17 protein-coding genes are annotated in these 13715 nt (G+C 36.7%); 1 reads left to right on the top strand and 16 read right to left on the bottom strand.

The window, feature by feature from the left end; all coding sequences use genetic code 11:
• Positions 1–24: 24 nt before the first annotated feature.
• The 9 genes from L8T27_RS08900 to L8T27_RS08860 all read right to left on the bottom strand — a co-directional run bounded on the left by L8T27_RS08900 (position 25) and on the right by L8T27_RS08860 (position 8721).
• Positions 25–576, bottom strand: coding sequence for a M15 family metallopeptidase (locus L8T27_RS08900; RefSeq protein ID WP_233314033.1), 552 nt, complete (start codon positions 574–576; stop codon positions 25–27).
• A gap of 65 nt (positions 577–641) precedes the next feature.
• On the bottom strand, positions 642–1580 hold the full coding sequence (locus tag L8T27_RS08895; RefSeq protein ID WP_233314034.1) for a response regulator: 939 nt from the start codon (positions 1578–1580) through the stop codon (positions 642–644).
• A 389-nt stretch (positions 1581–1969) separates the two neighbouring features.
• A complete protein-coding gene (locus L8T27_RS08890) occupies positions 1970–2914 on the bottom strand; it encodes a C40 family peptidase (protein WP_237941321.1) in 945 nt (314 codons plus the stop codon).
• A gap of 281 nt (positions 2915–3195) precedes the next feature.
• Positions 3196–6330, bottom strand: a complete 3135-nt coding sequence (locus tag L8T27_RS08885) for an AAA family ATPase (RefSeq protein WP_237941320.1) — start codon at positions 6328–6330, stop codon at positions 3196–3198.
• Positions 6327–7472 (bottom strand): exonuclease SbcCD subunit D, encoded by a 1146-nt coding sequence (locus tag L8T27_RS08880; RefSeq protein ID WP_237941319.1) that lies wholly within the window; start codon positions 7470–7472, stop codon positions 6327–6329. The genes L8T27_RS08885 and L8T27_RS08880 overlap by 4 nt, the downstream gene beginning before the upstream one ends.
• A 173-nt stretch (positions 7473–7645) precedes the next feature.
• Positions 7646–7846, bottom strand: coding sequence for a cold-shock protein (locus L8T27_RS08875; RefSeq protein WP_233314038.1), 201 nt, complete (start codon positions 7844–7846; stop codon positions 7646–7648).
• 216 nt (positions 7847–8062) lie between these two features.
• The gene (locus L8T27_RS08870; protein WP_233314039.1) at positions 8063–8197 is read right to left on the bottom strand and encodes a YvrJ family protein; all 135 of its coding nucleotides are present in this window, start codon (positions 8195–8197) and stop codon (positions 8063–8065) included.
• 58 nt (positions 8198–8255) lie between these two features.
• Complete coding sequence (locus L8T27_RS08865) at positions 8256–8471, bottom strand: DUF2922 domain-containing protein (protein ID WP_237941318.1); 216 nt, start codon at positions 8469–8471, stop codon at positions 8256–8258.
• A gap of 31 nt (positions 8472–8502) precedes the next feature.
• A complete protein-coding gene (locus L8T27_RS08860; RefSeq protein ID WP_233314041.1) occupies positions 8503–8721 on the bottom strand; it encodes a DUF1659 domain-containing protein in 219 nt (72 codons plus the stop codon).
• Positions 8722–8889: 168 nt separating this feature from the next.
• Here L8T27_RS08860 and L8T27_RS08855 point away from each other — a divergent pair, with 168 nt between their 5' ends.
• Positions 8890–9147, top strand: coding sequence for a phage holin family protein (locus tag L8T27_RS08855; protein WP_233314042.1), 258 nt, complete (start codon positions 8890–8892; stop codon positions 9145–9147).
• Between the two features lie 385 nt (positions 9148–9532).
• On the opposite strand, the gene L8T27_RS08850 is transcribed toward L8T27_RS08855, so the two are convergent.
• The 7 genes from L8T27_RS08850 to L8T27_RS08825 all read right to left on the bottom strand — a co-directional run bounded on the left by L8T27_RS08850 (position 9533) and on the right by L8T27_RS08825 (position 13594).
• Positions 9533–9715 (bottom strand): hypothetical protein, encoded by a 183-nt coding sequence (locus L8T27_RS08850; protein ID WP_237941317.1) that lies wholly within the window; start codon positions 9713–9715, stop codon positions 9533–9535.
• Positions 9716–9794: 79 nt separating this feature from the next.
• Positions 9795–10067, bottom strand: a complete 273-nt coding sequence (locus L8T27_RS28915) for an HIT family protein (RefSeq protein ID WP_411411068.1) — start codon at positions 10065–10067, stop codon at positions 9795–9797.
• Between the two features lie 128 nt (positions 10068–10195).
• Positions 10196–10597, bottom strand: coding sequence for a VOC family protein (locus L8T27_RS08845; RefSeq protein WP_237942286.1), 402 nt, complete (start codon positions 10595–10597; stop codon positions 10196–10198).
• Positions 10598–10651: 54 nt separating this feature from the next.
• On the bottom strand, positions 10652–11407 hold the full coding sequence (locus L8T27_RS08840; protein WP_237941316.1) for a phosphotransferase family protein: 756 nt from the start codon (positions 11405–11407) through the stop codon (positions 10652–10654).
• 77 nt (positions 11408–11484) lie between these two features.
• Positions 11485–12366 carry a M23 family metallopeptidase gene (locus L8T27_RS08835; RefSeq protein ID WP_237941315.1) on the bottom strand — a complete coding sequence of 294 codons (882 nt, stop codon included), beginning with the start codon at positions 12364–12366 and terminating at the stop codon, positions 11485–11487.
• 119 nt (positions 12367–12485) lie between these two features.
• Entirely contained in the window at positions 12486–13028 is a 543-nt protein-coding gene (locus L8T27_RS08830) for a GrpB family protein (protein WP_237941314.1), read from the bottom strand.
• Between the two features lie 32 nt (positions 13029–13060).
• Complete coding sequence (locus L8T27_RS08825) at positions 13061–13594, bottom strand: GrpB family protein (protein WP_237941313.1); 534 nt, start codon at positions 13592–13594, stop codon at positions 13061–13063.
• Between the last annotated feature and the right edge of the window lie 121 nt (positions 13595–13715).

Raw genomic sequence — 13715 nt, 5'->3', positions numbered from 1 at the left:
CAATGTCATTTTGCTGCTGTTTTTTTATGGACGTTCCCCATTTTGCAAGTCTTCAATCGATAAACCGAAGTCCATTTGAAAATGTGGATAATCCTTAAAGCTGATCCAATCGCCGCCCCACTCAAATCCTAAGGATTTAGCTATTTCGACAACCTCCGACCAGTCATCTTTTGAATTGCCGTTTCCGTCATATTCCATATCCCAAATGACTTCCCCATTTATATTCATTAAGGCAAAATCGATTGCCAATCCATAGTTATGATAGGATTCGCCGCCCTTAGCATTTGTCACAATATCTCCATCTGCAGTCCTGCCTTGGGCATACAGTTCATCCTGTTCCTCTGCGCTTCTGAAATCTGCCGTTATAACCACATTGATTCCTTTGTCTGCTGCTAAGCTTATTAGCTCATCTCTTTTTTTAGCAACGGTCTCATTTAGTTCTGTCGGCATTGGAACATTTTCTTTTTTTACAGGCTGCTTTTCCTGCCAGTACACAACAACAAATAGACATAAAATCAGACAAACTAAAAGGAAGCTGGCAATATTCCTGCTCTTTCTTTTATTTGTTTTTTTCAATAATTCTCTCCTTGTTTCTTCTATAATATTATTGCTTAGTTAACAAATAGCAACACATATTTATATCACCTGCTGCTGCTTAACTTTTTCGCCTCAAAATAAAGCACTTGAATAAACTTTTTCGTGTGAATTTTCACTTGCTTTGGTGAAACTTCCTGTTCATTGCTGAGTTCTGTCATCTTACACCTTATAGTTGAAAAATCAAAAAACTTTGTCGCGTAATTTTCAAATTTTGCATTAGTTGACGCACTTAAACCAATGTTCGCCCAATGGGTAATCGATTGATAAATGGCCCTCCGTACTCGCTGTTCACTAGCTTTCGTCTCTCTGTTCAGCTCAAGTGGTGATGCTGCTTCGCCAAGTCTCATAAATGACAGCTTTTCAAACAGCTCCTTTAAAGAAGGAAAATGAAGATCAAACCCATCATTTATTTCATGTTCATATAAATATTGAACCATTTCCAGTAAATCTTTGCTGCCGTTTTCCCCGATGATACCAAGTTCTGACAGCAAAAACTCTGCTGATTCGACAATTTTTACACTTGCTTGAGCAACTGCTGTACCGTCTGCGGTGTTTTTCCCATTTGAAGTCAATAAACTGTTAAGTGAACAGCGAATATCATTAACGGTTTTCTCCAGCTGAATGGATTGAATCACTTTATTTATAACAGCAACTAATTCCTTTTTGTTAATTGGTTTTGTCACATAATAATCAACGCCTTCAGCATAGGCATCGCCGATTAATTCTTTTGTTTCAACTTGAGAAAGCATGATAACTTTGCCTTTAAACTCTCTGTTCCAGGACTTTATTGTTTCAATACCATCACGCTCTGGCATCAGTAAATCCATGATGACAATGTCGATATCATTAAATTGCAATACATTGCTTGTCACTTTACAGCCTGTTTCCGCTTCTCCAATAACAGAGCCAAGCTTTTCACCCTCAATGATATGCCTCATTACAGATCGGATTGCTCCATCATCATCTACTAAAAAAAATCTCATGCATTATGCCCCTTTTTCCATTTTACTAATAATGGCCAGATTTTGCAGCTATTCGCAACTGTCCTATATACTAATTAAACATGTGTACTAACTAAAAATCTATTTTGAAACTATGTTTAAGTCGCTTTTTATCAAAATAGTACTACAAATTTTCCATTTCGTTGTATTTTTTTATTTTTCTTATTATTCAGAAGTCAAATAATAAAAAAATATAGGACGCTTATTCACCGTCCATTATAGCAGGACAACCAAAAAGGACATGTGCTAAAAATCACTTTTGTGATAAAAAGCCATGCCCTAATTATCTTAGAAAGCCTCTTTCTTTATTAGCAATTAAAGCTCCTCGAGATTTCCGAGCAATACTGATATAGAAAGGAGTTCTCTATTTATTAGAAATATGATTTTACGCCTAAATAACGTGGTTTCCAGTATGAATTGCTCATATCTGTAATTGTAACACCTGTTGAAGATCCAGCATGAATAAATTTATTATTCCCCATATAAATACCAGCATGTGATGGACCAGAAGTTGTCTCATAAAACACGATATCGCCTACTTCAGGTGTTGAAACTTGAGTTCCAGCATTCCAAATTGTTGCAACTGTTCTAGGAATAGAAAGACCTACTTTTGAGAAAACATAATTAATGAACCCGCTGCAGTCAAAACCAGATGGTGTACTTCCGCCCCATACGTACGGAACACCAATATATTTTTGTGCTTCAGCAATTAATGCATCAGCTTTACTAGCTGTGTTTTGAGTGGGAGCAGTTGACTCGCCAGATGCAGGTGCCTTAACATTTAAGGCTTGTCCAACATAAATGGTGTCTGTGCTTAACTTATTCCACGTTTTTAATTGATCGACTGTAATCTTAAACTTTGTTGCGATCGACCATAACGAGTCTCCGCTGGCAACCTTGTACGTTGTCACTGTTGAAGCTGTTTCAGTAGTATTCGTAGCTGTACCTTGAGACGTGACGATCATTAATGATTGACCAACTTTAATAATATCGCTTGTCAAACCGTTCCATTCTTTAATCTTTGCTGCTGTCGTATTATACGTGACAGCAATTTTAGACAATGAATCACCGCTTTTCACCGTGTAATGAATATGAGTCGGAAGCAATGTCAGCTCTTGTCCTACCTTAATAATAGAACCATTTAAATTATTATAAGCAGTAAGATTCGCAACAGAAACATTATTGGCAGCAGAAATCTTCCATAATGTATCTCCTGATTTTACTACATACTTCTTTTCATGAGCACTTGCATTTGTTTGAAATCCGGCAAAAAATATAGTCGCTGTTGCACAAACAGTTAGCAGCTGTTTTTTCATGTAGCAGCATTCTCCTTTTGGTGTGTTGTTGTCTATCTGACTTTTATTCTAATAACTAACCTGCTAGATTCCTATGCGTAAAAGCTGGATGTTTTGGTGTTCATTTCCTTTTTTGCAGCAGCAAGTATAAAAATACTATAAACGTTCACAGAAAACAGTATATTAAGCCTAGTATTTTTCCGGATGATTACTGTATTACCATATAAAAGAAAGAAAGCGCAAAGCAAAAAAAGCAATACACTAGGAGTATATCCCTAGTGTATTGCTACTTTATCTGTCTATTAAAACAAATGATGGAACTGTGTGGTGCTTCCACTTTGTCCTGCAATAACTTCTAATTGTACATCAATTCTTTCCTTTAACTCAGGCACATGAGAAATAATTCCAACCAATCTGCCGGAGCTTTGAATTTCCATCAATGTTTCAATTGCTTGATCTAATGATTCAGGATCTAATGTTCCAAATCCTTCATCAATGAACATGGTTTCCAAAGAAACACCGCCAGCATATGCTTGAACAACATCTGCAAGTCCCAATGCTAACGACAGGGCAGCTTTAAAGCTTTCTCCGCCTGATAAAGTTTTAACATGCCGTTCTTGTCCAGTATATTGGTCAAAGACAAGCAGCTCAAGCCCACTTTGAACATTTCCTTTCGATCTGTCCTTCTTTCTCATGAGCTGATATCTTCCGCTTGTCATCTTCACAAGCCTGCTGTTGGCCTCTTTTAATATATCATCAAGGAATGCCGCCAATACATAACGCTCAAACGTCATTCTGTATGTGTTCTGCCCTCTTGTAATATCATATAAATGACCGATAAGCTTATAGCTCTCTTCTAGTTCTTTAATTTCTTGATTGATTTTCTCCACCTTGCTCATAATTTCTTTATTATCATTTTCTTTTATGAGCAGATTTGTATGCTCCTGCTGCTTCTGGCTGATGACTTCATCCAAGTCTTTCCGTCTTGCCAACAGTGATTCCATATCAGGTGTTTTCACATCCCGAAGTATTTCGTCCAAATCATGATAGCGATCCCTAATTGAACGGTATTGTTCCTTATATTGCTGTATGCTAGCCAGCAATGCTTCAATCTCACTTGCAGGCAGCTTCGCTTGATGAAATTGTCCGTATGTGGAAAAACCTTCTCCTGTCATCTTATCCAAGAAAATTTTCCGTTCTGTTTGCAGGTTCGCAGCAATATCCTTATGCTGCTTGTCCAAGCTTTCCATAATGCCAAGTTCTTTTTGCTGTTTCGTTTTCATTTCCTGCAAGGCAGCCTGTGATTTGCTGTATGCTTCCTCCAGAAGAGCAAGCTTAGACTCAGAGGCTGAGAGCTCCTGTTTAAAGCTAGCACTGTTCCGAAGATTTTCTGGGACTGCATTCCTCATTGTATTAAGGGCTGATTCTGATTCTGTCTTTTTTAAGGTTAACTGATGAATTTGCTCTGTTGTCTTTTCCATACGAGCAGTATTTACATCCATTGCCTTTTCCAGCTCTGTAATCGTACTATTAAGCTTTTCGAGCTTGCTTGCAGAAAGCTCTAACTTGCGCTGCTCACGCTCTAATTCTTCTGTTTCCTGTAGTACTATTTGCTTCATGTCTGCAGCAGATTTACTTACAGCATCCTGTCTAACCTCTTCTAGTTCCACTCTTGTTGCCGTCTTCTGCTCTTCTAGGAAGCTAATTTGCGAATTTGTCTGCAGCAAGTCATTTTCTGCAGCAATCTTTTCCTTCTCAATGACAGCTAAATCTGCTTTCGCACTTTTAATATCTTCCTGTGTCGGCATTGTTCCATGGTTGTTTTTAGGGTTAGGGTGATGCGTGCTGCCACAGACAGGACATGGCTTGTCTTGTTCAAGTGTTTGAGCTAAATGGTAGCTTTGTGCTGCAAGCCAGTTCTCCTCTAGTTTCTCAACAAGCGCTTTAGCATCCTCGAAGCGGGCCGTATTATGGGCTGCCAATTTCGTTTTGTTTTGGACTTCTACTGTGCGTTCTGCAATTTTATTTTCAACGGATATAAGCTTTTCAAGCTTTTCCAATAAGTATCTTTTATCTGCTAATATTCCTTTGTTTTCCAAAAGGGTAAGTTTATTTTTTTCAAGTTCTTGCTTGTTTGCTTTTAATGCTTGAACGTCTTTTTCGTGCTGGGCTTTTTCTTTTACTAGAAACTGCTTGTTTGCTTCTTGCTGGCTTATTTGCGCAGACGCCTTGACTACGGCTTCTTCTAATTTAGAAAACTGCTCCACATCATGCTGGATTGTTTTTAGATAAGCAATATATTCAGACAGCTTTTTTCGTTCCGGCTCTTTATCCACTTCCTGGTGAAAAGCTTTTTCTGCTTGGATTATATTTTCGGAAATTTTTTCAAGAATAGCAGTCAAATCATTTTTTTGTTGCTCACATCTGTCCAGCTGTCTTTTTAAATGATGGCAAATTTCCTCCTGTTGGGTAAGCAATGCAGCCTTTTGGGCCAATAATGCTGTCTTTTCGTTCGTTTCGACAGCTTCGCGCTGTTGTTCGAGCTTATCTTTTTGCTCTTTCAATTCTTCCCTTAGCTTCATTTGCTTTAAAACAGCTTCTGCCTCAAACACTTTATTGTTAAGGTCATCCCGTTCTTTATGCTTTGCTTCCAATTCTGTTTTTAACTGAACTGCTGTTTGCGCCATTGCTTGTAATTCCTTTTGAAGAAGCGGCATTAGGACAACATCATTATCATTACCTTGCAGAAGCAATTCTTTCAATTCATCTACAAATAGGCTAGTAATATTCGAAAGAGCAGATGCGCGCATTAACAGCTGCTGCTCCACATTCTTCTTTAGATGAGAGGATTTTTCCTTCAGCTTTTCCTCCATATATTTATATATTTCGGTATGGAAGAGACGCTGAAGAATCGCTTCCTTCTCCTTGCTGTCTGAAGTGAGAAGCTTTCTGAACTCTCCTTGTGGTATCATAAGAATTTGGCGAAATTGATTGCTGTCAATTTGCATTATCTCTTTAATTTTTTCCTCAACATCACGAATGGAAGACGCAATATTCTTTAATTCCCCATTTTCGTCATACACATATAACTCTGCTTTTGCGCCAATTGTTGTGAAGCCGTCGCCTCTTTCTTTCTTCTTCTCCTGCTGTGGTGACCTTGTGATAAGATACCGTTTATCCCTTAATTTAAAATCAAGGCTCACTTCTGTTGGTAAAGAGTCACTTGCAAATTGGCTTCGCAATTCAGGGCCATTCCGGTCTTCTCCGCTTGCTTTTCCATAGATAGCATAGCTTATGCCATCAAAAATCGTCGTTTTCCCTGCTCCTGTTTTGCCTGAAATAACGAACATGGTCCGAGTTCCAAGCTTAGTAAAATCGATTACTTCTGTTTTTGCATACGGCCCAAAGGCCTGCATTGTCAATTTTAGAGGCCTCATTTCAACGCTTCCTCCCTTCTGACCTGATTGATGACATCACTAATCATCTGGCGCTTTTCTTCTGTAAACTCAGCTGTTGTCATCTCTTCATAAAAGGACATAAATAAATCAAGCTCTGTTTTTCGCTTCTGGTCTTTTTCTGTTAAAGATGACTTTTTCTTTTTATCAATATTTTCTAATTTACGTTCAAGATGAAGAACGTTTGGGTACACCTGTCTCAGCTTTTGAATAGGATCCAAAATGGCTCCTTCATCTAAAATCGTTATTTTTAAATAATCATCTATTTTTTGCTGCCCATAAAAGCTTGGATCGAGCAATTCTTCCATATATCCCTCTAATTCTCGCATGTCTTTTTTTGGTGTAAAGGTATGGAAGCGCTCTGTGAAGTTGCCTTTATCATCCATTTCGATAATAGATACAGATTTACGCTGTTTTGCTTCTGAAAAGGAATACTTCATTAAACTGCCTGAATATTTAACTGATTGATGATTTAAAGCATCTGGACTGTGAAGATGGCCTAAAGCAGTGTACGAAAAAGGCGCGAACACTTCTGCACCGACACAGCCTGAACCACCAACAGACAGGACTCTTTCTGAGTCTGTTGTTTTCCCGCCTAGAACGAAGCTATGTCCTATAAGGATATTCGGTTCGCTCGCATTCAATTGAGCTTCTATTTTGCCGACGATTGCTTTCATTGCATCATGGTGATTAACGATGGAAGAATCTCCGAGAAATTCTCTTACAGTTACCGGCTCACAATAAGGCACTAAATAAAAGTTAACGCCTTTCATATGAATTGGCGCAAGGCTATTTTCGATTTTGCCGTTTAAGAAAAATTTGTTTTGTTTATACCATGAGCTTCCGAAAGACAATCGTTCTGCACTGTCATGATTGCCAGAAACAGCTAGAATCGGAATATTCAATTCAACGTTAATGGTATATAACACCTCATCAAGCAGGTTCACTGCTTCTGTAGGAGGTATGGAGCGATCATATAAATCCCCGGCAATAATAATGCCATCCGGCTGTTCTTCCTTCGCAAGCTCAACAAATTGATTAAGCATATGCCTTTGGTCCTCTGTCATATACAAACCATGAACAAGCTTTCCTAAATGCCAATCTGCAGTATGAATGAATTTCAAATCTATCACCTCAAAAAACTATATATATTAAAATTTCGTTATCTAGTATTACTATGGAGACTATCCTTCATTATAGCAAACAATTGAGTTTTGCAGTTTATGAGATTTTTTGACAATACAAATTAGGGGATGCTTCTTGTGGAAGCATCCCCTAATATATTTATGTTAGTATATTATTTTTTATTAACATTAGCAGCTTGAGGGCCACGTGCGCCTTCTACTACTTCAAATTCAACTTCTTGTCCTTCTTCTAAAGACTTGAAGCCTTCTGTTTGAATAGCAGAATAGTGTACAAATACGTCGTTTCCGTTTTCTTGTTCAATAAATCCGAAACCTTTTTCTGCATTAAACCATTTTACTTTGCCGTTGTTCATGAAAATATCCTCCTATTAGCTAAAAAGCTTCCCTTAAAATTACCATTTTATCCCGCATTTTTATTACGAATGCCAATCTTTAAAACTATGAAAAAAAAGGCTGTAACACGTAAATACGTTAACTAACGGTTAATGTAAATTTAACATTTTTAGTTATTATTGTCAATAGAAAACCCTTTCATTTTTCAGATAATTACCCCAGAAATTTTATTACTATTATTTCATCCTATCTGGCAGACTATCAATTGACTGAATCATCGAGTCTAATCTTATTTCAATCCTGTACAGTAAATACATACTGACAGCGATCGGAAAGCCAGCTTCACTGATTACTGCCATCCATTCAGTCATTGCCTTCACCTCTACTTTTAGTTAAAAAGGGACAGAAAAAAAACTGCCCCTTCTTCTGCTACAGTTCATACTCGGTAACATTTCGTTCAATTACCCGTGCACCTTTCGGGGAAATTAAATCACCATTAGCTGTAGTAAAAACGCCGGCTGCAATAATGCTGTCCATTGCCGTTTTCATAGCTTCCAAATCTATTGGCTCCTGCGGCTCACCTAAAGTTAGTTTAGACTGTTTGCCATTTGCGGCGCTAAAGGTCAATTCAAGTGTTTTCGCCATTCTTTTCACCACCTTTCTATGCAAGAATTCTTTATCTTGAAATATCATAGCTTTCATGCTTTGTTACAGAATAAACAGGGAAACTCACAATCGTTTCAATAGAGTCGGCTGCCTGCAGAATCTGATCAGCAGAAGCAGTTGGCTTGACGAGATTAAAGGTTTTGCTGATTAACTGGGGGTCACCATTTTCCTTAACACCGTTTTGAAAATGCAGCTTAATACTAGTTTCTTTCAACACAATTTGTGCCATGATTAACATCACCTCCTTTCCCTTTCTATATAGACATATGGTGCTAAAAAGGACAGGGGGAATGCACCGTTATTTTTATAAATATTTTATTCATAGGTATGCAAACAAACGAAAGAAAGGATTTTTTCATAGAATGGAAGCATAAGAGGATTAAAGGAGGGAACCTACATGGAATTGGAGCTACTAAAGGCATTTATAAACGAAAATTATTATGTTTTCATACCAGTTCTATGGGTGATTGGATATGCACTTAAACAAACACCCAAAATCCCTAATTGGCTAATTATTTGGATTTTACTAGCATTCTCCATCATTCTTGGAACTTTTGCTTATGGATTTAACCTTTCAGCCATCATAAATGGAGTATTAGTAACAGGTGTAGCTGTATTAGGACATCAAATCATTCAACACAACCCATTCAGATGATATTAAACATCTTTTATATATAAAAAAGGCTGGTGCAAAGCATCCCTTAAGGGGAGCTGCGCACCTGCCTTTCATTTTGCGTTTTAAGCACAACAAATTTTTTATTCCTTAACTATCCTTTTTTCTATAACTAATACAACAAATAATCCTGCCAATAAACATAGACCTGAAAGTATTTTTACCGATATGTTTACAGCAGAAGTAATATCTTTCAAAAAAGAAAAACAAACATATATGAACAAAAGCCAGTGACCCTTTTTAGCTATCCGTTTTATGTTAATCACCCTTCATATAGTTAGACTAATATTTATTGATTTTTGATCGGAGTATCCAACTGGGATAGAAAGGTACCGACCTATTTAATTATCTGTCCTTCTAGCAACTTTTAAGACTTTTCCTCTGTATATAATTTATATAGTTTTAAATGCCTCTCACTGAGCGTTTTCCGTTTCTCGATATCTCTATTTAATTGAATGAATGCTTCTAACATAGTGTTTCTTCGCAGCCAATATACTTTTAAGTGCTCCTCACAATACCAGTTTAATGCTGTTCCTTCCCAATTTTTCAATGGACGATTTCCCCTTGAATCACAGTTCTCTGCTTCGCATTTTCTATCTATAAAGTATTGGGCCATAAATCTTCCTTCTCTATTTTTTAATGGTTTCTTTTAGTTTCTCCTTTGTTTCTGCTAATCTTCTCTGTAAATGGCTATTGTGATAGGTATCCAAGTAAAAATCTGCAAAAGATTGATGCTTATAGCGTGGTACAACATGCATATGAAAATGAGATAACTCGCTAAAGATGCCGCGATTTTGGCATCTCGTTATACAATCCGGCTGGTAAAGCTTTTTAAGAGCTTGTGCAAATAATCTAGAAGCTTGTATGACAGAATTTGCTGTATTTGTATTAAGCTCATCGATATCCTCAACATGCCCTTCATTAAAAAGACCATCATCTAATAGACCACAAATATACTCATTATCATAAACGATATGCGCTGTTAATCTCTTATTTGCTAGACTGCAGCCTTAACATTTCAACTACTCACCTAAATATTAAAACTGGGACTACATTCACTCCAAACATCAAATTTATTGCCATCAATATCTGAAAATACAAAGTTACGTCCTGAGTGTCCTCTATCTTCTATGTCACCAACTTGGATTTTTTTATAAACAAACTCGTTATGTAATGCTTCTAATTCGCGTAATCCATTAACTTCGAATGTCATGGAGAAATGTTCTTGACCATATATATCCAAAAAGTTTGCAGTTTGGTTAGGTTGGGATGCAACTAAAAATAAGCTTTGGTTTGCCAGGTTTAGGATAGCCTTATCAGCATCCTTATAACTCAACTCCGCACCTAAATTCCGTACATAACATTCTGCAGAAAGGTCTACATTAGTAACTGGGATATAAGTTGTGCCTACTCTTATTAGTTTTTCACTCACCATTATCCTCCATTTCTAAGTTTATTTTTTACGTATATCCTGTAAAAATCAGCTTTATCTGCTGCAGTATTCGTTTACCATTTTCATCAATAGTTTGTTTTCTTCCGCAGATACATTTTCATATAACCTTGCGCCTGCGATTATTGGCAACCACTCGAGTATTTCACCTTTAAGAATGGTTGTATGTTTACAATACATATCTATATAAAGCTCGGCTAACTCTATAGAAAATGACAAAAACAATAAATAAGTTCGGCATATATCTGCCTGCCTATCACCAGCACTAGCATCCACCCAATCAATGATATAAACTTCCTTGTCTGTTGCAATTAGATTAAACGGATGAAGATCTCCATGACAAAGTCTGTGTTCATGCTTTAAACTCTTCAATTTTAGAAGCAAGGCTTGCTTTTGTATGTCATTTAAACAAGAAACCGCTTGAAGCTTAGATTTGAGTCTTTCTGGCAGAGGCTCTAATGCATCGGCTTCAACTATAACTGCATGAATGGATGTTTGTACGTTAATTAAAAGCTTCATGTATCGCTCCGCATGCTCTAAATCATTTAATAATTGCTGCCCCAATGTTTCCCCGTAAATATACTCCATAACGATTGCCTGACTGTCATTTATATTTTTCACTTCCAGTACTTTAGGAGCATTAAGCCCTTTAGAATAAGCATACTGTTGTTTTTTAGCTTCATAATAAGCTTCACCCTGCGGTAAAAAATCTTTAAAAACTTTCATTATTTTACTGTCCAATAAATATAGATTGGCTGTATTGCCTGTAGCTATTGGATTCCCTAAATTCATTATTTTCTCCTCCGACCGAATAACGTACTAGGCGTAATACAAAAATGGCTGTATTGCAGCAACTAACATTTTCTATTTTAGGAAAAGACAGCAGGACTAATAAAATCTCCTTGGATAGGATCTAACCCTTTCTCAAACCGAATACGAATGGATGAACCCTCTCGGTAGTTTGATGAATTCATAACTTGAAAATGCAAATGAGGTTCTGTTGAATTACCTGAATTACCGCATAAAGCAATTAATTGACCTTTCGTTATTGAATCTCCTTCTTTTACAACAATGGAATCCTGTTTTAAATGGGCAAGCATACTAAACTCATTATTGCGGTGTTCCATGATTACGCAATTTCCTTCAGGATATTCCGAATTCAATTCACCTATAGCATTGTCTTTCATACCATCTACAATTTTTACAATCTTGCCATCTGCTGGTGCAGTTATTTCTTTATTAAAGGCATAATAATTACTCAGATTGTTTCTAGAATCATGGTAGGATAGACCATCCTTCATAATGACTAAATCATATGCATATCTTTGATTTTCATAAGGATAATGATAGTTAATAAATTGATTAGTGCCGCCCCAAAAAACAAACCATTCTTCTTTAATTGGCATTATATAAGCATTTCGGCTAAATTGACGGTCACTTTCTGGATAGGAAATAAAGGGGGCAAGTCTTATTCCATGTATGACATTATCCGGGGCAAAGAAAACCACCATAGCCTTGTCCCGGCTGCTGTCTAACCACAAATATTGTGTTAAATCTCTATTCAAATTTGTTTTCATTTCTAAGGAAAAGCAGTCTACTCCGCTATTGAAGGATTCTCCGAGTTCCTTTAATTGTTCAAATGATACTTCCTGTTTAAATTCTTCTGTTGTTTGAGAATAAATGCTTAAAAAATCTCCATTTAAAAATTTATGTGCGAATTCTTCTGGTGTGACCCTTCTATTTTCTTTCATATAGACACCTCCTGAATTATTACATGTATCTTTACGGACTCATTTGGGAAAAGTTTCTAAAACGTAATTAATTTACTGTAAAAACTACTACTAGACCTTTTTTACAGTCCTTTCCATTTTCATTCTTTATTTAATATGTCTCTGATAAATTCCGTTTTGCCATTTGTATATGCTTGCCTGTCTTTTGCCGTTCTTGCAAGGTCTTTTTTTAATTTAGTATATTCGGCTGCTGCTTCTGCATTCTTACGAAGGTAGTTGCGAAAGGCAAGATGCCTAGCTAATTCTTCACTTCCTTTATCACATACATACAAATGATGTTCCAGCCAATCTGTACAATGATTATCCCATGGAACGAAACAATCTCTTCTCCCAAACGCTTCTCTGCCTTCAAAGCTCCATTCTTGCTGATGATAATAGCCTATTACCTCCAGTCCTTTGACTACAGCAGGAAGAATACGATAATCTTCGATGACGATATCAATATCTAAAATCGGTTTCGCTCCAAGCCCTCTTACTGCTGTACTTCCGACATGCTCCACACAGAGTATAAGGTCACCAAGAGCTGATTTTATAACCTGCTTAATAAGACCAAAACTCTCTTCCCATTTTTCATCATAATCCTTAATTTCAATGCCGCTTTGAGCTTTATTATTTTTTGACATAATCGCCTCCAACAATATTGTTCATGCACCGATTAATCCTTTCTCCGTTTATAAATATCTTCTACAAATTGCGCCTTATAGTCCGTATATTTATCAATACCGGCAGTAGGATATTTCTCTATAAAACTAGTCTTAAGATTTGTATACATGTCTCGTGCTGTTTTATTTGAATTTAAATAATCCCTAAAAAAGATGAAATTATTCCAAAGGTCTTTATTATATTCAACAAGATGGAGATAATGAGTTTTTTCTTCAAAGGTATCGTCTGTAAATTTTGCTAGTACGATTTCCTCCGGCCTTTCAACACGCAGCCTGAAAAAACCTAATTTTTTTAATGCATAAAAAAACTTTTGGTCAACTTTTGTTAAATCATCTATTCCTACTGCTAAATCCAGTACTGGTTTAGCTGTCATTCCTTTGATTGCTGTACTGCCAATATGCTCCACTCTATTCCTTAATTGTGGAAGCACATGCAGAATAGACTGCTTTATTTTTATGTATTCTTTATCCCATTGCATCGAATACTGACTTAGTTTCACTTCATTTCTTCTCAACCCGAGTTTCATAAGCGCACCTCAATAATCTATCATGGTATATAGGAGAACCATTCGGGATATATCCAATAAATCCCTCTTCTTACCTTGTAAAATATGATGAAAAACAACTTCCCAGGATTAGGAAGCTGTT

This window comes from Niallia sp. Man26 (assembly GCF_022049065.2).
Lineage (GTDB): Bacteria > Bacillota > Bacilli > Bacillales > Cytobacillaceae > Niallia.
Note: the sequence above shows the minus strand (reverse complement) of the source record. Positions and strands in the feature narration are given on the sequence as shown.

Bases quoted from the DNA above. Each gene is read 5' to 3' on its own strand.
- L8T27_RS08830 (WP_237941314.1), bottom strand. From the start codon at position 13,028: ATGTCAAAAAATAATAAAGCTCAAAGCGGCATTGAAATTAAGGATTAT.
- L8T27_RS08840 (WP_237941316.1), bottom strand. From the start codon at position 11,407: ATGAATTTAGGGAATCCAATAGCTACAGGCAATACAGCCAATCTATAT.
- L8T27_RS08890 (WP_237941321.1), bottom strand. From the start codon at position 2,914: ATGAAAAAACAGCTGCTAACTGTTTGTGCAACAGCGACTATATTTTTT.
- L8T27_RS08825 (WP_237941313.1), bottom strand. From the start codon at position 13,594: ATGAAACTCGGGTTGAGAAGAAATGAAGTGAAACTAAGTCAGTATTCG.
- L8T27_RS08835 (WP_237941315.1), bottom strand. From the start codon at position 12,366: ATGAAAGAAAATAGAAGGGTCACACCAGAAGAATTCGCACATAAATTT.
- L8T27_RS08895 (WP_233314034.1), bottom strand. From the start codon at position 1,580: ATGAGATTTTTTTTAGTAGATGATGATGGAGCAATCCGATCTGTAATG.
- L8T27_RS08860 (WP_233314041.1), bottom strand. From the start codon at position 8,721: ATGGCACAAATTGTGTTGAAAGAAACTAGTATTAAGCTGCATTTTCAA.
- L8T27_RS08870 (WP_233314039.1), bottom strand. From the start codon at position 8,197: ATGACTGAATGGATGGCAGTAATCAGTGAAGCTGGCTTTCCGATCGCT.
- L8T27_RS08855 (WP_233314042.1), top strand. From the start codon at position 8,890: ATGGAATTGGAGCTACTAAAGGCATTTATAAACGAAAATTATTATGTT.
- L8T27_RS08885 (WP_237941320.1), bottom strand. From the start codon at position 6,330: ATGAGGCCTCTAAAATTGACAATGCAGGCCTTTGGGCCGTATGCAAAA.
- L8T27_RS08865 (WP_237941318.1), bottom strand. From the start codon at position 8,471: ATGGCGAAAACACTTGAATTGACCTTTAGCGCCGCAAATGGCAAACAG.
- L8T27_RS08875 (WP_233314038.1), bottom strand. From the start codon at position 7,846: ATGAACAACGGCAAAGTAAAATGGTTTAATGCAGAAAAAGGTTTCGGA.